Source organism: Pseudomonas sp. D1HM (assembly GCF_019266105.1).
Taxonomy (GTDB): Bacteria; Pseudomonadota; Gammaproteobacteria; order Pseudomonadales; family Pseudomonadaceae; genus Aquipseudomonas; species Aquipseudomonas taetrolens.
Genome location: NZ_LRMN01000007.1, coordinates 41,639 through 62,321, shown reverse-complemented (window position 1 = coordinate 62,321; position 20,683 = coordinate 41,639). Strand labels below are relative to the sequence as shown.

20 protein-coding genes and 2 pseudogenes are annotated in these 20,683 nt (G+C 54.7%); 9 read left to right on the top strand and 13 right to left on the bottom strand.

The annotated features are described in order from the left end of the window. Positions 1-125: 125 nt before the first annotated feature. Both AWM69_RS10540 and AWM69_RS10535 read left to right on the top strand, forming a co-directional pair. Positions 126-327, top strand: a pseudogene (locus AWM69_RS10540) (site-specific integrase); the annotation flags it as partial. Positions 328-580: 253 nt separating this feature from the next. Further along, a pseudogene (locus tag AWM69_RS10535) lies at positions 581-934 on the top strand (MMPL family transporter); the annotation flags it as partial. 99 nt (positions 935-1,033) lie between these two features. Here AWM69_RS10535 and AWM69_RS10530 read toward each other — a convergent pair. From AWM69_RS10530 to AWM69_RS10510, 5 genes are all read right to left on the bottom strand, one after another. Then, positions 1,034-1,321 carry a DUF3861 domain-containing protein gene (locus AWM69_RS10530; protein ID WP_218726663.1) on the bottom strand — a complete coding sequence of 96 codons (288 nt, stop codon included), beginning with the start codon at positions 1,319-1,321 and terminating at the stop codon, positions 1,034-1,036. Between the two features lie 450 nt (positions 1,322-1,771). Next, positions 1,772-2,173 (bottom strand): MarR family winged helix-turn-helix transcriptional regulator, encoded by a 402-nt coding sequence (locus tag AWM69_RS23105; protein ID WP_373274318.1) that lies wholly within the window; start codon positions 2,171-2,173, stop codon positions 1,772-1,774. A gap of 263 nt (positions 2,174-2,436) precedes the next feature. Continuing rightward, positions 2,437-2,718 carry a LysR family transcriptional regulator gene (locus AWM69_RS10520; RefSeq protein WP_169889012.1) on the bottom strand — a complete coding sequence of 94 codons (282 nt, stop codon included), beginning with the start codon at positions 2,716-2,718 and terminating at the stop codon, positions 2,437-2,439. Positions 2,719-2,756: 38 nt separating this feature from the next. Continuing rightward, a complete protein-coding gene (locus tag AWM69_RS10515) occupies positions 2,757-3,515 on the bottom strand; it encodes an IclR family transcriptional regulator (protein WP_169889010.1) in 759 nt (252 codons plus the stop codon). Positions 3,516-3,634: 119 nt separating this feature from the next. Beyond that, the gene (locus AWM69_RS10510) at positions 3,635-5,098 is read right to left on the bottom strand and encodes an efflux transporter outer membrane subunit (RefSeq protein ID WP_169889008.1); all 1,464 of its coding nucleotides are present in this window, start codon (positions 5,096-5,098) and stop codon (positions 3,635-3,637) included. 338 nt (positions 5,099-5,436) lie between these two features. Here AWM69_RS10510 and AWM69_RS10505 point away from each other — a divergent pair, with 338 nt between their 5' ends. From AWM69_RS10505 to AWM69_RS10475, 7 genes are all read left to right on the top strand, one after another. Next, entirely contained in the window at positions 5,437-6,063 is a 627-nt protein-coding gene (locus AWM69_RS10505; RefSeq protein ID WP_169889006.1) for a TetR/AcrR family transcriptional regulator, read from the top strand. A 55-nt stretch (positions 6,064-6,118) separates the two neighbouring features. Continuing rightward, positions 6,119-6,898 (top strand): IclR family transcriptional regulator, encoded by a 780-nt coding sequence (locus AWM69_RS10500; protein WP_169889004.1) that lies wholly within the window; start codon positions 6,119-6,121, stop codon positions 6,896-6,898. Between the two features lie 659 nt (positions 6,899-7,557). After that, positions 7,558-7,758 carry a hypothetical protein gene (locus AWM69_RS10495; RefSeq protein ID WP_169889003.1) on the top strand — a complete coding sequence of 67 codons (201 nt, stop codon included), beginning with the start codon at positions 7,558-7,560 and terminating at the stop codon, positions 7,756-7,758. Between the two features lie 10 nt (positions 7,759-7,768). Further along, positions 7,769-8,692, top strand: a complete 924-nt coding sequence (locus AWM69_RS10490; protein WP_218726661.1) for an efflux RND transporter periplasmic adaptor subunit — start codon at positions 7,769-7,771, stop codon at positions 8,690-8,692. Between the two features lie 60 nt (positions 8,693-8,752). Beyond that, positions 8,753-10,762 carry an FUSC family protein gene (locus tag AWM69_RS10485; protein ID WP_169889001.1) on the top strand — a complete coding sequence of 670 codons (2,010 nt, stop codon included), beginning with the start codon at positions 8,753-8,755 and terminating at the stop codon, positions 10,760-10,762. 29 nt (positions 10,763-10,791) lie between these two features. Then, positions 10,792-11,736, top strand: coding sequence for a LysR family transcriptional regulator (locus AWM69_RS10480; protein WP_169888999.1), 945 nt, complete (start codon positions 10,792-10,794; stop codon positions 11,734-11,736). Positions 11,737-11,805: 69 nt separating this feature from the next. Further along, on the top strand, positions 11,806-12,723 hold the full coding sequence (locus tag AWM69_RS10475) for a LysR family transcriptional regulator (RefSeq protein ID WP_218726660.1): 918 nt from the start codon (positions 11,806-11,808) through the stop codon (positions 12,721-12,723). A gap of 305 nt (positions 12,724-13,028) precedes the next feature. Here the strand turns inward: AWM69_RS10475 and AWM69_RS10470 are convergent, their stop codons facing one another. From AWM69_RS10470 to AWM69_RS10435, 8 genes are all read right to left on the bottom strand, one after another. After that, a complete protein-coding gene (locus AWM69_RS10470; protein WP_218726659.1) occupies positions 13,029-13,793 on the bottom strand; it encodes a glucose 1-dehydrogenase in 765 nt (254 codons plus the stop codon). A 286-nt stretch (positions 13,794-14,079) separates the two neighbouring features. After that, positions 14,080-15,012: a LysR family transcriptional regulator gene (locus AWM69_RS10465; RefSeq protein WP_169888993.1), complete on the bottom strand. Its 933-nt coding sequence runs from the start codon at positions 15,010-15,012 to the stop codon at positions 14,080-14,082. Between the two features lie 95 nt (positions 15,013-15,107). Continuing rightward, positions 15,108-17,030: an NAD(P)/FAD-dependent oxidoreductase gene (locus AWM69_RS10460; RefSeq protein WP_218726658.1), complete on the bottom strand. Its 1,923-nt coding sequence runs from the start codon at positions 17,028-17,030 to the stop codon at positions 15,108-15,110. Between the two features lie 52 nt (positions 17,031-17,082). After that, complete coding sequence (locus AWM69_RS10455) at positions 17,083-17,997, bottom strand: alpha/beta hydrolase (protein WP_169888989.1); 915 nt, start codon at positions 17,995-17,997, stop codon at positions 17,083-17,085. After that, entirely contained in the window at positions 17,994-18,377 is a 384-nt protein-coding gene (locus AWM69_RS10450) for a Rieske 2Fe-2S domain-containing protein (protein ID WP_169888987.1), read from the bottom strand. The genes AWM69_RS10455 and AWM69_RS10450 overlap by 4 nt, the downstream gene beginning before the upstream one ends. Positions 18,378-18,380: 3 nt before the next feature. Next, positions 18,381-18,692 carry a YciI family protein gene (locus AWM69_RS10445; protein WP_169888985.1) on the bottom strand — a complete coding sequence of 104 codons (312 nt, stop codon included), beginning with the start codon at positions 18,690-18,692 and terminating at the stop codon, positions 18,381-18,383. Then, positions 18,689-19,564, bottom strand: a complete 876-nt coding sequence (locus AWM69_RS10440; protein WP_169888983.1) for a dioxygenase — start codon at positions 19,562-19,564, stop codon at positions 18,689-18,691. Before AWM69_RS10440 ends, AWM69_RS10445 begins: the two co-directional genes overlap by 4 nt. Before the next feature lie 43 nt (positions 19,565-19,607). Further along, complete coding sequence (locus AWM69_RS10435; RefSeq protein ID WP_169888981.1) at positions 19,608-20,675, bottom strand: maleylacetate reductase; 1,068 nt, start codon at positions 20,673-20,675, stop codon at positions 19,608-19,610. Between the last annotated feature and the right edge of the window lie 8 nt (positions 20,676-20,683).

Here is a 20,683-nt window from a genome sequence, read left to right as displayed (position 1 = left end):
TCACTCTGGATTTTTCTAAGCTAGTATTTACTTGAGCTCCAGCGGTGTTCTGCTCTACGAGAGTCCAGTAACGTCCATCAAGAGCCGACGTTTTTGTGGGGGTAAAAGTAGGGGGAGTCCATTTCATGGCCAAAATCACCATCAAAGAGCTTGAGTCGCTGACCGCCAATGATGCCGGCCGCATCCTCAGAGAGGATGACAATCTCGCCGGTCGAATCTCAGTGCGTAAGGACGGTGTGTCGGTCAGCTTTTTCTATCGGTATCGGTAGGGCGAGCAGAACAAAGAGGACGCCTGCGGCATCCTGGCCGCGCAAATCCCTGACGGAAAAACTTTCATTTGAGCGCTTGCCGGCGACAACCGGAGAAGAAATCCAACTCTTCAAGTTTTATTTTTTACTGCTGTAATTCCCTGCAATGTTAACGTCTGCTGAATTTACGTTTGATCGATTGCTCGGCCAATGCTCGTAAGCAATTGATATTTCTCACGTGAATTTTACCGTTTGAAGAATGCCTACGCCCAAATGCGAGTTGCTCCAGGTACGGTTGTGCCTAACCAAGGGTTGAGCACAATCATCCCCCGGGGCTGAACATCGGCGTCAAGGTGGCGACATTCCCCGTGATCGCATTGGGCTTGGGCATTGGTGTGGACTACGCGCTACACAACCTGAGTGTCACAATCACCAACCTGCGCAAAGGCTCAAACCTGTCCGGCGCCTACTACTTTGCGCTGCTGCCGACCGGCAAGATGGTGGTGATGAACGGAATTACATCGGGCATTGCAGTGCTCAGGTGGCGACTGTCGTCCATCAAGTTTCAAGCTGACATGGGGATCCTGCTCGGGTTTATGTTCATCTGAAACATGGTGGGCGCATTGGTGCTGGTTCTGGCGCTGAGGCACTTTTTGCTTAAGCCCGGTCAGCGCCAGTTACATTAGAGCCTTTAAACAAAAGAAGGGGGCCAATGAAAGTCCGCTTCTGCCGATAGCAGCCCTTCGGCTCATGAATCTTCCAGAGGGCCGCGGCACCTGCGAGGTCTATTTTTTGCTTTTAAGCTTTTTCATGAATTGGACAAAAGCAGGCTTGAAATCTTCGAACAGCGGGTGATCCTTGTTTTCCAGCATCACCTCACTGAACAGCTTCAAGCCAATGGCGAAGGCAGTGGAAGTGTTCTTGTCGAAATCTTCCCTGGCAAGCATGAGTTCGACGATGTGAAAAACATCGTCATGGTTGCCTATCTCGAAACTCAGCGAGTCGCGGGATACTGGCTGTCCTTTGGTGTCTTCGATCTGTTCGATTTGAATCCGGTAGCGATTCTGTTTCATTTCAGACTCCTTACTGGTCTTGGGAAGCGCGCTGACGTCTCGCCGTCAGAGTATTGATTATCGCTCGATTCAGCCTGTGGCAATGGCCTCCGCCCTTTGCGCAAGCGCGCCCTCATCCGCTCACAACCCGCCTGCAACGCCGACTGCCCCGGCACGCTGGCCCTTGATCAAGACAGGAGCGTTATCCGTTTTTTGCTCATCACAAAGGGTTACTATCGATTCATAGCTGACGGTGGCGACATGCAGAGATGGCCAGCAGCGGCCAGCTCGAAAGCGAAGCTTGCCCACCGAATCTAGCAATCATGACCGCAACTATGTAGCAATTGCTGTGGAAGACCAATCGATGAAAATCACATGCAGCAGTGTGCTGACGACCATCCGGATTAAGAATCCCGAACAATTATTCAGCTCAACGTGTGTGGTTTTAGCAGAATTCCCGCGACCTCACTCTCAATTGATCTCGAAATATTTATTCCAACATGGGACACGGCTAACACTGCCCTCCGAACCTACAGCTGCTTGTGCAAGAGCTTCAGCCATATGCCTTAATCTAGGTCCAAGATCGGTCAACCCTCTTTCCCAAAGCCTACACAGTTTGTTCTGCACAAGTTCAAATATTTCGAGCCCTAGGTCTGATGGCTCAAGCGTTATCTTTCGCCTATCTGGCTGGTCGCGCCGGCGAATAATGCAGCCTTTATCTTCCAGCCTTCCAATGATATTGGATACTGTTGACATCGTAATATTCAAACTCCGGCTGCACTGGGTCGGAGTGACCGCTACACCGTTCGCTAAAACGTAAAGCATGCGGAACTCTACTGTCGTGAGATTGTGCCCGACTACGGCCTCTGCCATACAGTTGGTTATAGCGCTGTGAGCTTCATCAATTACGCAAAATGCGCCTATCAAATTCTCGACCACATAACCCTCACTTAATCCACGGACTTTAATGCCTTGGAGTTTGGACGCCTCCACTGAACCCGCACATCCTCGGCAAAGCGAATGCATCAGGGTAAGAGCATTACCCTGTCCAACATTGAGTACACAGCACGCCTTTTACCCTCAGATCGCGTGAACTTGGCCTCGTATGAAAAAGTCCGTTCCATACATATCCTTTTCTACGGACCGAGTATCGGTTCGATCACATTAGCTAGTGGCATTAGAAACTGTAAAACCTTACTGCCGTTCACGGTGGGTTGAATCGAATAGTCTATAGTTTCAAACAAAGGATAACCGAAGTGAGTACGCAGATCTTCTAATGCCTCCAGAATAAAGAGACGACTGACACCCAACTTTAAAGCAGCGCGCGCCAGATCTTGCTCTTTATAAACGATGAGGCAGATCACCGTCAGGTTTAGGTCAATTTCAGCAAATATCTCAAAGTCGATTTTGGTACTCATCGCGCCGACTTCCTGAAGGTCATTAGTGTCAGTGGAGCCTACCGATCAGTCGGCAGCGAACATGAGTTCGTCAGACTAGCTTGGCATTCCCGCAGTGCGTGGATGATCTCACTGCTTTGGTTGCGAATTCTCCAAGCAGGTCCAATGACAGAAATCGCGTAAAATCCTTGTATCGTTTCAAGCCCCACGGCAACAGCGCTAATTCCTGCACGATGCTCCTGGTGGTCATACGCAATTCCGTGCTCGCGGACGGATGCTAAATCTTCAAAAAGCGCAGACAGCGTCAACGTATGCGGCGTTAACGGCTTGAGTTCACCGCCGAGCAACGCTTCAACTCGGTCATTCGACATCTGTGCAAGACAGATTTTTCCAGCCGCTGTGCCGTGAGCCCATAGAAAGGAGTCCACCATCGGCGCAACACGCAACTCCTGGTTTGAAATTACGGAGTGGAGCGTGATCAGAGTAACTCCGCTCGCGTATACAAGAGCCGAGGTCTCTCCAGTCTGTTCCGCCAGTTGCTCAAGCGGTGCCCGCGCAAGGCGCGTCATATCGAAATGGCTATGGGAAGCCAGCCGCATCAAGGCTGAACCGAGACGTACACCACTTTTTCCCACCTCTAGCAGTCGCTCGACAATTAAGGCATCTACAAGCCTCTGTACAGTGGACCGTGGCAAATTGCTGCGATTGGCTATTGTCCCAAGGCTTAAACCTTCCGGCTCACTCTCTAGACATCTGAGAATGCTAGCTGCCCGCGACACTACCTGAATGCCGCTTCTTTCAGAATACTGACCACTCATTAAATGGGTCTCATCATATATGGCTCTCTTAAACCAATCGGGCGATTTCGGTAGCTGGCTCTCCCAGTGGTTATCGATGAGCCATTGGCTGTTTTTTGCACCTCTGCCATCTACTAGTGCTACTCAACATTTCGACGCTCAGTATTAATATTGGAGAGTTGCACTTGATCCCATCCCCCACCAAGAGCTCGGTACAATTGCACTTGGCTTTGGAGTTGAAGCAGTCGATTGGATGCCAAATCCTCACGTGCGGAAAACAAGTTTCGTTGCGCATCGAGCACTGGCAAATAGTTATCGACACCGTGCTGGTAACGATCAAGGGCCAGATTTAGGTAAGCTGAATTATCCTCTACAGAGTCTCGGTGCGCCTGAAGTTGTTCGTCAAAAACCCCCAGCGCTGCCAGACCGTCTGCGACTTCACTGAATGCTGTCTGAATACTCTTTTCATATGCTGCTACTCGAACGTCCTTCTGTATTTCGGCGTAATCAAGATTCGCCCTGAGGCGCCCCCCATTGAAGATGGGGATGTTGATTTGAGGAACGAAGGTCCATTGCCCTTGCCCACCCGAGAAGAGATGGGAGAGCTGCTCGCTAGCAACTCCGGTGTTAGCTGTCAGTGTTATAGACGGGTAAAACGCTGCTCGGGCTGCTCCGATGTTCGCGTTGGCTGCGATCAAATTTCTCTCAGCGGCCCGTACGTCAGGGCGCTGCCGCAAGATGTCAGCAGGCAGTCCAGCGGGTATCGACGCTATCAATTGTTGAGTCCAGTCCCCAGTATCCGGAAGGGCTATCGGAAGTGATGTACCGATAAGCAGCCTAAGCGCGTTCGCATCTTTGGCGACTTGTCTGGTGTAGATCTTCGTTTTAGCACGAGCGGTGTCCACTAAGGTTCGTGACTGGCGAACATTCAGGTCGGATGTCGTACCTGCGGATTTTGCAGATTGCACCAGCGCCAGCCCATGAACGTAGCTATCAAGGGTGGATTGAGAGATGCGAAGTAGCTCTTGATCAGTCCGCCAGGCCAGGTACGCATTCGCAACGCTCGCCACCAACCCAACCTGAACGCTGTGCTGGGCTTCTTCAGTTGCTAGATAAGACTGCAGCGCCGATTCATTGAGGCTGCGAATTCGGCCGAATACATCCAGCTCATAAGACGCGATGCCGACATTAAGCTCGTAATCACCATAGGTTCCAGACTTACCCGTAGAGGCTAAGTCAGCAGGCAAGTGTTGGCGTGCCGCCGAGCCATTGGCGTCCAGGGTCGGAAGCAGCTGCGAGCGCTGAATTCGATAAAGCGCTCTATAAGCTTCGACATTCAACGCTGCCTGGCGCAGATCCCGATTATTGTTCAGGGCTAAGCTAATGAGCTGTCGCATCGAAGGATCAGGAAAAAACTGCTGCCAGTGGAGATCCGCAATGGACTCAGCACTATTGGCGGCACCTACCGACGAGGCTTTGTAGGCCGCGCCTTGAGGCCAGCTCTGATCCACAGGCGCTTCCGGCCTGTGGAAAGCGGGTATCAAGCTGCAACCACTAAGGCCAACGCCCAAAAAGGTCGCAATAGTAAGCGCTTTCAACTTCATGATTCTTACCCAATGTTTGAGTTCTATGGCGTACAGCAGGTGTGCTGTTGGGCTCTGAATGCCGTCCTCACGCTACTGGCTTAGCGGACAAGCACCGCGATGACCAAGCGGGCATCAGTATGCCGGGGTGAGAACAAAGCATTCGCTCTGTACCGTAATGCGAGAAAGTGTACCATAATGCGGATCACTAGCAACAGCTGCGATATTCCTCTGCCTGAACATGTCAGGTCGATGGGAGCTGCACTTATTTATGTGCAAGCGAATCAGTCGCTTGCTGTTCGGCAGGCGATCGCTAACTGCATACGTGCTTTCAATTCAAAGATGGGAGGGCCGTCGCCATGGCCAGGAAAACAGCAGAAAACGCTGAGCTCAGTCGCCTAAAACTTCTGGAGGCAGGCCTCCAAACAATCGCCCTGCACGGTTTCGCGCATTCCACTCTCGATGAAATAGCCCAAAAGGCGGGGCTAAGCAGAGGCGCCGTGTACTGGCATTTCAAAGGTAAAGCAGAGTTGCTGCACGCAATCATGGCTACAACAGTTCTGCCGTTCGAAGACTTTCTGTTGCCCGGAGCAACCACAATGCAGGGGTTCGAACAGCTAGCGAAAGCGTTGGAACGCACACTGAGCATTCAACGGCACCGAGACTTTTGTAAGGTTTTACTCAAAGAAGGAGAAGTCGGTACGGCCGACTGCCCAGTGATAACTCGGTGGCGGAAAGCCCAAGATCACCTCAGCGTCCAGCTCCATAGGTTGGTGGCGAGGCGATACTGTGACGCCCCCCAGGTACGCACCGCACAAATGCTTGAAATTGTTGAATTGATGCAGTTATCAATCATCGGGATGCTTATGGGTACGTTATTTGAAAAAAAATGCACTGGCGTACGGACAGCCACCTTTGTTCGCATGCTGACGACGCTTCTGCCTGAAGCCAGTAGCGCACCGAATGCCGTGTGGAACTCGCGATAAATTTGCGGGAGTTGAGCATTAACGGTGTAATGCTGTTCCTTTTTGGAGTGATTTTATGACTGATCCAAGTGACTCGACGGAAGCCAGGCAGACCGGCATTCAGGTTATCGCCCGCGCAGCCGCCATTTTGAGGGCGCTTGGAAACAACGCGAGCGGGCTTAGTCTATCCGCGATCGCTCAAATTGTGAGTTTGCCGCGCTCTACCGTCCACCGCATCATCGTCGCGCTTGAAGAAGAATATCTGGTCGAGTCAATCGGGCCCTCAGGCGGGTTCCGTCTAGGCCACGCTCTTGGCCAGCTTGTGCATCAGACCCAGGCAGACATCATTTCTAGCGTCAGGGAATACCTGAACAAGCTCTCAACCCAAGTTAGAGAATCAGTCTGCCTGGCGACGCTGGCGGGGGATAAAGTCAACGTGGTTGACTGCATCATTTTCGAGCGTGAGCTTCGGGTAGTATTCTCAATCGGCATTGAAGCGCCTGCCTACGCGACAGCCTCGGGAAAAATCATGCTCGCAGCGCTGCCGGAGCCAGCACTGCAGTTGATACTTCCTAAAAAGCTCCCCGTATTGACGGAAGCCACGCTGTCGCGCCCGGAATTGACCGCGCAACTGCACCAGGTGCGTGACAGCGGCATTGCGGTCGATGAGCAGGAGCACATCGAAGGTGTCTGCACGTTTGCAGTACCACTTGAGACATATCTGGGCAATTACGCCATCAGCATCATCGCGCCAAGCATGCGCGCGGCACGCAACGCCGATAGCTACAAAGCTGCGCTCACGGCATGCAAGCAAGAAATTGAAAAGAAAATTGGACGCATGACAAAAGGAGCGTAATGCGCTCTCCAGCCAATCTTATCCTTCATGCCTATACCTGAATGTCCCGGCATGCCGGCATCTATGTCGGCTAATGGGCCGACAGATTGATCAAACACGCCAATAGCGCACGACCGGCTTTGTACCAGACTACGTCTGACTGGCGCCTCAGGCGGCGCCTCTCGACATTCTGACAGATCGCAGGATATCTCCGGCTGCGCCGAGCATGCCACTACCCCTCAGAGTCCCGGCTCGTTCGATCATTAAACTAGCCTTCCGCGCTCTTGCCACTTGATTTGACCTTCCCCGAAAGTCTCAGACCTGCCCATCAAGCACATAACCTCCTCCAAGCGGTCCGCACCATTTGGGCAGCTCGGGTGACTCTGATAACTATCGCTGCGCGTTCAGTTTGAAGGGCCCTGTTCATCACCAACGTCGATAGACCTGGGCCATATGCGGGGTTCTTACGCACGCGTACCCCTCGGACGACAGGATGCCCATTCCGTCATTGTCTCGCATCGCGGAATACTGTATCGTTATACGAGATGGTCAAATCCTGCTCCTTTCCGCGCAAATGCTTTCGAGGCAAACCGTGTTCTTGGATGGCGGCTGGTTGGCAGAAGCCCGGAAATAGGATCAGCCAGTTCTGCTTATGCAGCCAAACGAGAGGATCACGTGTCATGCCCCTGCACGAAGTGAGTTTTCAGGGATTACTCTTTAGCCCGTTATTCCTGATGGTGCTGATTGCCGTTGCCTTGACCAGTTTTACCGCCCGAGTCGTGGACCGAATCATCCCGTACTCCATGCAGCGCAATGAAAGCCTCATGTGCATGCTGATGTTCATGCTCATTCTCGCCGGGCTGGTGCGTTTTACTTTCTGAGAGACGAAAAATGAAAAGAGCTGCAAACGTTGCCATGACGTTGGTTCTGATTGGCGCCATTGTCGTATGCATAAGTTATGTATGGGACAACTACATGTATACACCTTGGACCCGTGACGGCCGTGTCCGCGCGGAAGTGGTTAATATTGCGCCTGACGTTTCTGGCTGGGTTGACGAACTGCATGCAGAAAATGCACGTAAAGTTAATTCAGGTGACATCTTGTTTACCGTGGATCGAGCGAGATACCAAGTTGCGGCGGAATTGGCACAGGCTGAAATGGAAAGCGCCAAAGTCGCTTGGGACCGAGCGACGAACGTGTACAAGCGGCGGCTACAAATGAGTAAAGATGCGGTAAGCCGAGAAGAAGTTGATACCTTACGTCTGGACATGCTGGAGAAGCAGGCTAACTACAAACAGTCTGTTGCCAAGCTTGATAGCGCAAAGCTTGATCTAGCCCGGACCGCTTATAGCTCTCCTGCTACGGGCAGAATTATCAATCTTGAAATGGAAAAAGGTGATTATGTAAACCGAGGGGTAAATCGCCTGGCGCTAGTCAAGGACGGTAGTTACTACGTCACGGGGTACTTCGAAGAAACTAAAATTCCGGGGATTCGTATCGGTGACAAAGTTGAGATTTGGCTGATGGCCGGAACGATGAAGCTCACCGGTCATGTTGAGTCCATCGATAGCGGTATCTCCAACAGCAACAGCACCCCTGGAAACCAGATGCTTCCAGAGGTTGAGGCAACCTTTGCTTGGGTGCGGTTGGCCCAGCGCATTCCGGTCAACGTCAAAATCGACAGTGTTCCCGAGGGGGTACACCTGAGTTCCGGCATGTCGGCAACCTTGAAGGTGACAGTGCCGGATGCCGAGCAACGTGATCGTCGTTCCGCATTGCACGCCATGGCTGAAGACATTCAATCAGTATTTTAATCTGGCGCTGTCACCGCAGTGCAATAGACGCAGTACTTAAGTTTAGTAGAGGAAATTTCAATGGCTCCCTCCGCGCTGGATTCATATCTTCTTGGCAACAAAATTGCTGTGAAGACGGGAATAAAAATCAGCATTTCGATTTGGGGAGCACTGTTTATTGCACTGCTTATGAACTTTGAACATCCTGTCTGGGCAATGATCACGGGGATGGTTTCATTCTTTGCCCCTGATCATGCTCAAGTGCTGAAAAAGTGTTTATTCCAGTGTTTTAGTACAATCATCGGGGGGATATTAGGCGTCATTCTGATGGGCTTTGTCGGCCAAAGTCCGCTAATCGCAGCATTATCAGTGGCGCTCATCCTGTTTGCTGTTTCCGCTCTCTCATACCACACTCGAGATGCCAACGTCACGTTTTGCTGCGCCATATTTTCTGTGACTATCTGCATCATGGTGATGGTCACAGTTACGCTGACCCCTACTAGTGAAGAGATCTACGCAATTTTTGTTGACCGCATCGGTACTATTATCGCGGGCATCGTTTGGGCGGCATTCGTTAGTGCATGCGTGTGGCCGGTATTCAGTTCTGATTTATTGCGCCAGTCATCCGGGCGTCTAATGAAATCAGTCCTCTCCCTCAACATGAAGTTTACACTGGATCCGCAAGAGCTGAGGACACGCTCTTCGGCAATATACAGCGGCATCATTGAGAACGCTGATCTGGCTGATCATTGTGACTTCGAAGGTGCGTGGGGACGCCGGGGCGCCAACGTAGCGCGAGAGATCAACAAACTGGCAATTCAAATCGCGTCCGAGTCGTACACGCTGCATATGCTTTCGCCGTTGGAGCGCCAGCCTATTGCTTGGGAGCTGGATGTGCTCGAGCATCTTGTCGATCAGCTTATGCAGCAGCCAATTCCAAGCGATGGCGTGATCCTGGAAATGCAAAATTTCGCAACAGAGGTTCGCGAACACGCCGCGAGACTGGCAATAGAAGACAGCGAACTCAGCATGTTGCTTTCTAAAATAAGTGAATTGGCCGCGCTGCTCGGCACCATCAATAAACTATACGTCAGCTTGATGCGGTCAGAAAAAGTCAGTGCTGAAGGTGTCCGTGTACGTCGGCATCGGCAAGTAACAAATTGTCTCATCACTGGCCTCAGGACTTCGGTTCTATTTTTGTCAGGGTTTGCTTTCTGGTACGCCACTGACTGGACGTACGGTTTCTTGCTGTGTGTTGTACCCATCGTGTTCAGCATAATGCTAGGGAAGCTGCCCCATCCTGAGAAGATTCTTAAGAACGTCGCGATCGGGCTTTTCGTTGCGATTCCTGTCGGCATGGCTGTTAACAGCTTGCTTGCCCAAGCGCCAAGCGCAATTGAGATCCTTGTGCTGACCGCGGGATTTGTAATGTTTTTCGGACTGATGGGCTTATCTAGCTTGATGAGCTTCGCCTACAGCCTTGGATTCAATATCTCGTTTATGGTGCTCCTGCTACCCATGAACGTGCAGGAAATAGATATAGGGTTTGCCATAGAGCGCTCCGTCAGTATGGGACTCGGCACGATAGCCTTGGCATTTCTCTATCTATGGCTGCCTCGCAAGCGAGTGCTGAAAAATCCGGATCACGTCTCTGCTGTCTTTGAACACGATCTGGCACGCTACCTCTCTGATAGCGACGTAGACCGTTCCTCCACTGTCGGGCTGGCAGACCGTGTTGGCCTCGTCATAGACAAGATGGTTTATATCTCGATATATGAAGCGCCTGAAAAAAAGGCTGAGCTCATTGAACAAGCAGGCCGCGCTATATTTCTTATGAGTCAAGTGCGCCATGTCACTTCATTCGCGCAGAACTTTGACTTGGACAACGCTGGTGCCAACGGGCTTTCGGCTTGGCGTGCAGAGCTCCTTTCAAACTACACCAACGCCACTAATAATGAAGAGTTTCCTCTGGACCAACAGTTGGGCCGCGCGCTGCAGGTTACTAACCCTTTTGCTGACGAGTCCCTAAACCAAAATCTGCGTGCGCATTTCGGCGCAATGGATCGGCTGACGCGACGCATTTTTGCTTGAGCTTGGGTCGGACTTGTTGAGGAGTGGAAATGGACCGGTTACACGCAATGCAAGCGTTTACCTCTGTGGTGGAACACGGAGGCTTTGGCAAGGCATCAGTCACCATGGGGGTCGCCACTGCAACTGTCTCCCGTTTGATCCAGCAATTGGAAAATCAGTTGGGCGTTACGTTGCTAAATCGTACGACCAGACAACTCAGCATGACCCCTGATGGCTTGCATTATTACGAGTCCTGCAAGCGCATACTGGGGGATCTCGCGATGGCGGAAGCGACACTTCCAGGCGCTACGAAAACGCCGCACGGTAGATTGCGAATAGATATCTCCCATGGACTTGCGCGTCATGTGATCTTGCCGGCAATCGGGACTTTCACTGCTCAATATCCGCAGATTCAATTGGCCGTAGGGTTAGACGACCGAGTTGTCGATCTCCTTCAGGAAAATATCGACTGTGTTATCCGAACCGGTATTCCCGCGAATTCATCGGTCCTGGTTGCACGCACAGTCGCATCCTTCGAATGGGTAACGTGCGCGACCCCCGAATACCTGCGTTCCAATGGCACGCCCACACGACTAAGTGATTTGGCGATGCACAGAGCAGTTGGGTACTTTTACCCTCAATCAACTAAAAACATGGAGTGGACTTTTCTTTCAGACGGTAATGCGGTCAACGTTCAAATGGATGATTCGATTTCCGTTAATGAAACGGCTGCTTATGTGAAATGTGCTCTCAACCACTTAGGTCTGATCAGAGTCGCCAGTTATCTCGTCGAGGAACACCTTCAAAGCGGTAGATTGGTAGCTGTATTGGCCCAGTTTAATGCTCCCAGTATTCCGGTATCAGTCGTATACCCAAAAGGGAATCGCACATCGCTTCCTGTACGCGCATTCGTCGATTGGACGCTGAAACTTTTCGCTAAACGAGCTGAGCAACTTGAAACGGCCTGCCAGCGAGGTATTGGAAAAGCTGGGTAGGATCGAGGCCCTCATCCAGGCGCTTTACCTCAAGTCGTTTTTTCACGCTCAGATAATTGGGGTTCTCAATTGAATCGTAGCGAACTGCGTAAAGCCGACCTTCGGTTGTTGGTTATGTTCGAAGCAATCATGTTGGATCGTAACCTAACGCGGACTGCTCAGAGGCTTTCCATGACGCAGCCGGCCGTCAGCACAGCGCTCAAGCGTTTGCGTGAGACCTTCAATGACAAGCTTTTGGTCCGCGTGAAAGAGCAAATGCAACCAACCTCACGAGCTGAGGAAATCTTCAGGTATTTGGTGCCCGCGCTGGATGAGCTATCGACTGCGCTACGCCAGACTTACTCATTTGTGCCCAGCCTGAGCCAGACGACTTTTCGAATTGGTCTTTCGGACGATGTTGAGTTAGAACTGCTTCCGGCACTGCTAAGCGCCTTAAGAGCGGAGGCACCTGAAGTAAAGGTAATGATACAGCCTGTGAACTATCTACGAATCTCGGAAATGCTAGAGGGTGGCGAAATCACGGTCGGTATCACCCGTACAGGAGAACTGCCCACCAACACCAGACGCAAGGTGCTACGTACCATACGTGGTCGGGTACTGCGTGCGGATCAATCAGCGAGCCCGTTGACGCTGGACGAATACTGCGCACGTCCACACGTTCAGGTATCTCACAGTGCAAAGATGAGAGGGGTTGCTGATGAATGGCTCAAGCAGATCGGGAGGGAACGGCGTGTTGTCGTGTCAGTCCCCCAGTTTGGTTATTTGCCTTCCATCTTGGCCGGCACAGACCTCTTGGCCATCTGCCCAGAGTACGCAGCACAGGCGATGTCTAACATCGGTGGTCTTTATGCTGAAGATATGCCGTTTGAAACACCTGCACTTGAACTATCGATGGTGTGGCTCAAGACGACTGACTCCGACCCTGCCGAACGCTGGCTCCGATCCAGACTCCAGCAATATATGGGAGTAGAGGAACCTTTTATATAAAAACAGCGCCTTGGCCAGGCATTGTAAAAAAAACCGCTACCTGGTCTAAATCGTCCAAGTAGCGGCCCAAGTGGGGGATGGTCAGAGCGTAGTATCTGACCTCCCAGATTTTACTGAATGCGTGGGGCTGTTACAGCACCAGGAACGGATTAGAGAATTGATAAAACCGAAATAATCAGCAGGCCGTCACTTTCCCATAATTGCGCTTATGACTGATTAGCGCCGCGCATGTGGATAGGGGCCGCCCCTTTCCTGGTCAGTATGATTGCGGAACAGCGACGACCGCTGTAGCGACGCTGGGATTGCTAGTGACTCGTCTGGCCACCATCAATGATGAAGACCTGGCCGGTCGCGAACGTTGCCATAGGCGAACACAGGTAGAGAACCGTGTTAGCCAATTCCTCCGGTGTTCCCGGACGCCCCATAAGAGGCCCAGCAAGCACCTCGTCACGCATGTCGGGATCAGCCAGCCATCGCGTGGTCATTGGCGTCTCTACGAGACCTGGTGCCAGTGCGTTAACACGGATGCCAGACTTGGCATAGTCGACCGCCGCGGCCTTTGTCAGCCCTATGACGGCATGCTTCGCAGCAACGTACGGAGCCATACCAGGATCGGCAATCACACCCGCGACTGATGCTGTATTCACAATAACTCCGCCGCCAGCCTTCAGCATATGTTCGATCTGATACTTGAGACAAAGGAAGACGCCCTTCACGTCGACAGCCATCACTCGGTCATACACCTCTTCTTCCTGCTCAGCCAGGGGCAGCGTCGGCGGCAGAATACCTGCATTGTTGAACGCACAATGCAATCCTCCATAGGTCTTCACTGTGGCTTCGACTAACGCACGAACTTGCGAGGCGTCAGCTACATTGGTTTTCATGAAAAGCCCCTCACCGCCAGCGGCCTTAATCAGTTCGATGGTCGCTGCGCCTTCGTCGCTGACATCGCCCACCACTACTTTCGCACCTCGCTTTGCAAAAGCTAATGCAGTTGCGCGGCCGATTCCGGTGCTCCCTCCAGTAATCAAGATGACCTGATCCGTAAAATCTAGAAGCTCATCGTTCATGCTCGTCCAGTCCCCATTCGGTGATGAAGTATTTGCGGTGAATCTCTACAGGCTCGCGAATCTCATTGCTACGACCAGATCGCCTTTTTGGACAATCTTTTAGTCCCGCAATGCAGTTCAGCGTACCATAATACGGAACGATAATGACGAACACCTGAATCACTTCCGTCGTCGACACAGGCATTGAGTGAGGCTGTAGCGACATACAGCGCAAAGCGGCCAGCCTATGATTCGGCACCGCTGTGAGCAGTGCCTGCAGGCTTCAACATAGGCTTTGGGTCTACCCTCATTCAATGATGATCCCGCGATCGCGCAATGAACGGTCCCACTGAGGAATCTCGCCGATGTGCTCGATCAGAAAGTCGATTAGCGTCCGGACCCGCAAGGCGCGACGTTGGGTTTCGGGGTACACGGCGGCGAAGTCGAAAGACGACAAGCGATAGTCGGTAAGAATTTGCACCAGCTGTCCGCTGATCAACTCTTTGTTGGCAACCAGGGTCGGCAAGCAAGTGATGCCGGCACCGCTCAGGGCGTAGTCACGCAACAGATGGATGGAGCTGGAGCGCACACGGCCGTGCAAGGTCAAGTCGATACACTCCTCACCCCGGGTGAATTGCCAGCGATTGCGTGACGGATAGCCACCGAACAGGGCCAGATGATGACTCTTGAGGTCCAGGGGATGCTCGGGGGCGCCATGCTCTTCCAGATACTGCGGTGAAGCACAGAACACCCGATGCACGCTGAACAGCTTACGTACCACTAGGCGTTCGGCGAGTGGCGGGAACATCTGGAAGGCAATATCGAAGCCTTCCTCAATCGGATCGACCACCCGATCATTGACCACAATGTCGAATTCGATCTCGGGATACATCGTGGTGAATTGAGCCAGCATTGGCCCCAAGTGGTCGACCGCGAACCCTTGCAATACTTGGACGCGCAGTTGACCGGTGAGATTTGAGCGCTGATGGCGCATCTTTTCAGTGAGGCCGTGAAAGCCGGCGACCATGTCGGCGCACTCCTGAAAGTACGCCTCGCCTATATCGGACAGGCGCACATGGCGAGTGCTGCGATGGAACAGCGGCGAGTTGATGAAGGTTTCCAGCTGCTGCACGCGATGGGTAATGACTGAGCGGGTGACGCCTAATTGCTCCGCCGCCTTGGCGAAACTACCCGTTTGCGCCACGCGCACGAAGGCTTCGGTAATGAGCAGACGATCCATGATCTCTTCTCTTTTTGTAATTATCGGCCGGACAACGCAAGCACAGCCTGAAGTTGCATGATATGGCTGTGACTGGGATCCGGCCAGCGCAAGGATCAGGAAAGATGGTAATCAGTCGGTTCGACGGCATGGGTACGCCGCCAGAACTCGACTGCGGTGAAGGGGAAGTTCTGAGTGACTCGGCCCTTGCTGTTCTTGTACCAGCTGTTGACCTTGGAGAAACCCCAGGCCCGCAAGGCGTTACCTTCATCCACACGCTGGTTGTAGCTCTCGAACACCGGTGTTTTTATCTCCATGCTCTGGTGGCCGCCTTCAAGCAACAGCCGCACGGCATCGACGATGTAGCTCGCGGTCATCTCGGAAAATTGAATGATAGTGCTGTACACGACCAGCCCGGTGTTGGGGCCATACATACAGAACATATTGGGAAACTGCGGCACGGTGATGCCCAGATAAGCCCGTGCGTCGTCCCCCTTCCAGACCTCGTGCAAGGCCACGCCATCTCGACCGGTAATATTGATCGGCATGAGGAACTTGGAGGCGTGGAAACCCGTTCCGTAGACGATCAGGTCGAACTCGTGCTCGGTGCCATCCACGCAGCAGATGCCCTTGGGAGTGATCGCCTCGATAGGCTGGCGAATCATGCTGACGTTGTCTCGCTTGAGCGTCGATATCCAAGTGCCGTTGTCGCGTACGATGCGCTTGCCGCCAACGGGCGAGTCGGGGATCAATACATCGCGCAGGTCCGGACGGTCAGCGAACTGCGGCTCCATCCAGGCGCTGATGTCCTGACGCAACCGGTCATTGCGTGCAGATACTGCGAGCTCGGTCGGCGGATAGTCGACATCGACCATCACATCCTCGAGGAACCCGACACTCTGCGGCATCGCCATCGCGGTCCGGTACCACAGGCTGTAATGGGGAACGTGGGCGAGCAGCCATTTACAGCTCTCAGAGATCTTCTCGTGCAGATCCGGGGTAGGTAGCAGCCAATTGGTGGTGCGTGCAAAGACCTTCAGGTCAGCCGCGGTTTGTGCCAACTGAGGGATGAACTGCGTGGCGCTGGCACCCGTGCCGATCACACCGACACGTTTGCCGCTCCAGTCGACACTATGGTCCCATTGTGCCGAGTGAAACATCGGGCCCTTGAAGGTCTCGATACCCGGGATCGTCGGGATCATCGGGCGGTTCAACTGCCCGACGGCGAAGACCACCACGTTGCTGTCGAGCCGAGTCTGGCCGTCGCTGTCGCGGCACAGCAGCTGCCAACGTTGAGTGGCATCATCCCAATGGGCGTCGCTGACCTCGGTGTTGAAGCGAATGTGCTCGTACAGACCATGCTCACGGGCAACCGCTTGCATATAGGCAAACACCCGCGGGGCGGTAGCGAAGCAGTCATCCCAGATGCCGCGGGCAAAGGAGAAGCTGTACCAGAAGCTGTTGATATCGACCCGGCAGCCGGGGTAGGTGTTGTCGCGCCAAGTGCCACCGACATCGGTACCTTTTTCATAGATCACGAAAGGCACGCCAGCCTGCTTGAAACGCAACGCCGCGATCATGCCACTCTCGCCCGCACCGATGATCACCACCTTGAAGTCGCGGCCCCGAGCGACATGATCCTTGTGCCAGCGCGGTGCGCGCAAATCCTCTTCGGCGGTGATTGCTTCCTCGGCGATCAAAGGCAGATAGGGCTCGACGACCGGCCCCATCAGCCAGGTACCTGCTACATGGAGCTGATCGCTGTTGGGACGCCCCGGCACAGGGCGGCCACTGTCGCGAAAAGCGAGCAGCCGTTGCAGGCAGAATTCGCGAACCTGGGCTTCGGTTTCGGAAGCCATGCCGCTGGTCGCGACACCCATCGTGATGACAGGCTTCCAGCAGGGTTTGAGGACATTAAGGTCTCCCGTCAGGTGCGCGACGGTCATCAGCAAGGTTGGAATATCGGCGCTCTGCAGGTGGCTGCGCAGGGTTTCATCGTCACAATCAAGGGAGGGCACAGTGGTATTGAAGGCGCTCATGGTAAACCTCTTGTTATTTTTGTCGGGGGTGTTTCGATCGGTATCGCAAGGGTCAAACCGGTTGCAGCCAGGGCTCGATCTGATCGCCGAGCCAATCCAGCGCAATGCCACTCGCACGCAACGAAGGCAAGGTCAAGAAGCCGTGCATTTGCCCGCTGAAACAGTGCTCGCTCACCGTGACACCGGCCTGCTCCAGGCGCTCGGCGTAGGCTTGGCCCTCGTCACGCAGCACATCGAATTCGGCGGTCAGCACTACCGCTGGTGCCACCCCGCGCAGGTCCTCGGCTGCCATCGGCGAGGCGGCGACCTGTCGGCGTTGGCTGGCATCCGGCAGGTAATGCCCCCAGAACCAGCGCATGTCTTCGCGGCTCAGCAGCAATTGGCGTTGTGGGTCGAGATAAGCCGGGCCGTCAAGATCGGCCTGTGTGACGGGATAGATCAACACCTGCAGGGCCCAGTGCAAATCGCCGCGCTGGGCCGCACGCTGGGCCAACACCGCCGCCAGGTTGCCGCCGGCGCTATCACCGGCGACGATCAGTGGGCCGTTGGCACCAGCCAGCTCGGACCGATGCTCAACCAGCCACCGAGCGGCGCACTCGACATCATCAAGCGCCGCCGGAAAAGGAAACTCCGGGGCCAAGCGATAATCGACCAACACCACGGTGCACTGAGTGCGCTGCGCCAACTGACGAGCGAAGTAGTCGAAGTCGTCCAACCCACCGACGACCCAACCACCGCCGTGCAGATAAAGAATGGCGCCGCGCACTGAGGCACTCGGGGTCAGCACGCGCATGCGCGCCGTGCCAGATTGCACTTCTTCTACATTCTGCATGGCCGGCCCAACGACCTTGGGCCGCAGACCCACGATGAGTCCTCGCGCCTGCACGGGGTCCAGCAGGTGGAACGGCTTCGCGCCGCTGTCAGCCAGTTGTGCAAGCAACTGGGCCGTCTCGACATCAAGCGTCATGGCTGATTCTCCGGTGATGAATGCACCCGCTCGGGCGCGTTGTGAACCTCGGCCAACCACAAGTGGCCACCCTGCTGATACACCGCGACGCTATCAAGGCGGGCACCTTGGCAGGGACCATCGATGCAGTGGCCATCATCGAAACGAAACATCGCCGAATGGTGCGCACACATCAGCAGTTGCCCCTGATAGGTACTGAACGTGCCGGGCTGATAGTCCAGCGGGATGGAAAAATGTGGGCAGCGGTTGTGATAGACCCACACTTGTGCGCCCCGCCGCACGGCCACCAAGGCGGTAAGCTGGCCCTTGAGCGTTGCCTGCAGCCCGAGCGCACCGCCCTCGCGAACTTGATCGACAGCGCATAGCGCAACGGCAGTCACGGCTCACGATTCCATCTGCGGATTGCCCAGGCCCCACCGCCAGGGCCGGATCTCGACGCGCTCGAACAGCCCGGCTCGAACGTACGGATCATCGGCAAAAAAAGCCTCTGTCTCGCTAAGGCTGCCGGCCTCGACCACCAGCAAGGTGCCATTCATCACGCCTGCGCCGCCGCTCAGCGTCGGCCCGCCCAGGCGCACCACCACATGATGCGGATGAGGCTCGCGCAGATACTGACGATGCTGCGGGCGGATCTCGTGGCGCAGTGGCTCGAGGTCAGGTTTGTCGGTGGCGAAAATGGCGAAAAACTGACTCATGCCTGGGCCTCCAGAATGAAATCGAAGTGCGCATGATGAAAGTCCGTGCCGATGTCGAACATAGCGGCCAAGGGATCGCCACCACTGCGTGGTTGATACACCACACGCAGCGAGTCCTTGACGCCGAACACTGCATCCGAATCGATATAGGGATCGTCGTCGTTGAACACATGCGTGACCAGGCGGCGATGGCCGGGCGCGTCGAGCATGAAATGCAAGTGCGCAGGCCGCCACGGATGGCGACCCGCCGCCTGTAGCAACTCGCCCACCGGGCCGTCGGTAGGGATCGGGTAGCTGACTGGCACCACGCTGCGAATCGCATAGCGACCCTGATCATCCGCGCGGTAGCGGCCACGCAGGTTGCCGTGCGGCTGGGTGACATCCTGGCCCGAGTACTGGCCGTTTTCTGCGGTTTGCCAGACGTCCAGGGTGGCTCCCGGCAGCGGGTTGCCGTGAGGGTCGCGAACATAACCGGTAATCAGTGAAGCGCTGCCAGGTATCAGCGCCATGTTTTCACCGTATTCACGATCGGGCATGCCGGCGATATAGAACGGCCCGAAGACCGTGCTTTCGGTGGCCTGGACACCATTGCGGTGCTCAATGGCGTCCACCAGCATCGACAGCCCCAGCACATCGGAAAGCAGGATGAATTCCTGACGAACCACGTCGTCGCACTTTTGCCCGGTAGCGGTCAGGAACTGGATCGCCTTGAACCACTCAGCTTCACTCAGCTCGACCTCGCGAGCAAATTGGTGCAGATGCCCTACCAGCTTCTGCAGCAAGAAGCGCAGACGTGCATCCGGTGTGTGGGCAAAACTGTTAACGGCACGGGCAGTAATTTCACGTTCGGAAGCTATGTCTGGATGGCTCATTTTTATAATCTCATCAGGCAGTCGTTGATCAGCGCAAACACCTTCAGGCCGGCGCTTGGCCTTTTAAGGCGCGGGTCAGCAGCGCCTCGATGGCATCCTGCTCGAACGACCGCGGATTGTAGTAAGGGCTGGCGCAGGCAATGCGCGCAGCTTCAGCCGGGCCGTGCTCGGGAAAACCGACCTCGGCCAGGGCCAAGGGAATGCCCAGGCGACGATTCAAGGCGTACAGCAAAGGCCCGACCTCATCCGCTTGCTCGCCACCCAGAGCCCGCGCGGCGCGGCGCAACGGCTCGGCAGCGGCGTCGCGGTTGTAGTGTGCGGCGTGGGGCAGGACGATGGCGTGCGCCTGGGCGTGCGGCAGGTTGAAGCTGCCGCCAAGGGTGTGGCAGAGCTTGTGATGGATCGCCATGCCTACTGAGCCCAGGCAGATCCCGGCCAGCCAGGCACCCTGCAGCGCCTGACCACGGGCCTCGATGTTGTGCGGATCATCGACGATTTTCGGCAGCGATTGCGCCAGGGCGCGAATCGACTCTTCAGCCATCAAAGAGATCACCGGATTGGCATCTTCGGCATACAACGCTTCAATCGCGTGGGCCATGGCGTTCATGCCGGAGCAGGCCGACATCCCTACCGGCAGGGTCAGGGTCAGCTGTGGATCGTAGATCACGGTCCTGGGCAAGACCCGTGGATCACGTCCGGTCTTTTTCAGGCGATTTTCGGTCAGGCCGTAGATCGGCGTCATCTCAGAGCCGGCATAGGTAGTAGGCACAGCCAGGATCGGCAAGCCACTCTCCATGGCAATGGCCTTGCCCAGGCCGATGGTCGATCCGCCGCCCACCGCGACGCAGCAATCAGCTTCGCGGCGCACGGCTTCCTCACGGGCTGCCTGAGCAGTTTCCAATGGCACGTGCATCACTGCCTTGGGATAGACACCGGCGCTACGATCACCTAATAAACGGGCAACCTGTTCGCCCAGTTCCTGCTGCTCAGGGGTGGTGAGGATTAGCGCGCGACGCGCACCGAGGCGCTGGATTTCTTCGCTCAAAGTGGCGAGTTTACCGGGGCCGAAAATCACTCGGGTGGCGGTGCCTTGATAGATAAAAGAACTCATGGGGCCGC

Bases quoted from the DNA above. Each gene is read 5' to 3' on its own strand.
- AWM69_RS10530 (WP_218726663.1), bottom strand. From the start codon at position 1,321: ATGAAACAGAATCGCTACCGGATTCAAATCGAACAGATCGAAGACACC.
- AWM69_RS23105 (WP_373274318.1), bottom strand. From the start codon at position 2,173: ATGGCAGAGGCCGTAGTCGGGCACAATCTCACGACAGTAGAGTTCCGC.
- AWM69_RS10520 (WP_169889012.1), bottom strand. From the start codon at position 2,718: ATGAGTACCAAAATCGACTTTGAGATATTTGCTGAAATTGACCTAAAC.
- AWM69_RS10515 (WP_169889010.1), bottom strand. From the start codon at position 3,515: ATGAGTGGTCAGTATTCTGAAAGAAGCGGCATTCAGGTAGTGTCGCGG.
- AWM69_RS10510 (WP_169889008.1), bottom strand. From the start codon at position 5,098: ATGAAGTTGAAAGCGCTTACTATTGCGACCTTTTTGGGCGTTGGCCTT.
- AWM69_RS10505 (WP_169889006.1), top strand. From the start codon at position 5,437: ATGGCCAGGAAAACAGCAGAAAACGCTGAGCTCAGTCGCCTAAAACTT.
- AWM69_RS10500 (WP_169889004.1), top strand. From the start codon at position 6,119: ATGACTGATCCAAGTGACTCGACGGAAGCCAGGCAGACCGGCATTCAG.
- AWM69_RS10495 (WP_169889003.1), top strand. From the start codon at position 7,558: ATGCCCCTGCACGAAGTGAGTTTTCAGGGATTACTCTTTAGCCCGTTA.
- AWM69_RS10490 (WP_218726661.1), top strand. From the start codon at position 7,769: ATGAAAAGAGCTGCAAACGTTGCCATGACGTTGGTTCTGATTGGCGCC.
- AWM69_RS10485 (WP_169889001.1), top strand. From the start codon at position 8,753: ATGGCTCCCTCCGCGCTGGATTCATATCTTCTTGGCAACAAAATTGCT.
- AWM69_RS10480 (WP_169888999.1), top strand. From the start codon at position 10,792: ATGGACCGGTTACACGCAATGCAAGCGTTTACCTCTGTGGTGGAACAC.
- AWM69_RS10470 (WP_218726659.1), bottom strand. From the start codon at position 13,793: ATGAACGATGAGCTTCTAGATTTTACGGATCAGGTCATCTTGATTACT.
- AWM69_RS10465 (WP_169888993.1), bottom strand. From the start codon at position 15,012: ATGGATCGTCTGCTCATTACCGAAGCCTTCGTGCGCGTGGCGCAAACG.
- AWM69_RS10460 (WP_218726658.1), bottom strand. From the start codon at position 17,030: ATGAGCGCCTTCAATACCACTGTGCCCTCCCTTGATTGTGACGATGAA.
- AWM69_RS10455 (WP_169888989.1), bottom strand. From the start codon at position 17,997: ATGACGCTTGATGTCGAGACGGCCCAGTTGCTTGCACAACTGGCTGAC.
- AWM69_RS10445 (WP_169888985.1), bottom strand. From the start codon at position 18,692: ATGAGTCAGTTTTTCGCCATTTTCGCCACCGACAAACCTGACCTCGAG.
- AWM69_RS10440 (WP_169888983.1), bottom strand. From the start codon at position 19,564: ATGAGCCATCCAGACATAGCTTCCGAACGTGAAATTACTGCCCGTGCC.
- AWM69_RS10435 (WP_169888981.1), bottom strand. From the start codon at position 20,675: ATGAGTTCTTTTATCTATCAAGGCACCGCCACCCGAGTGATTTTCGGC.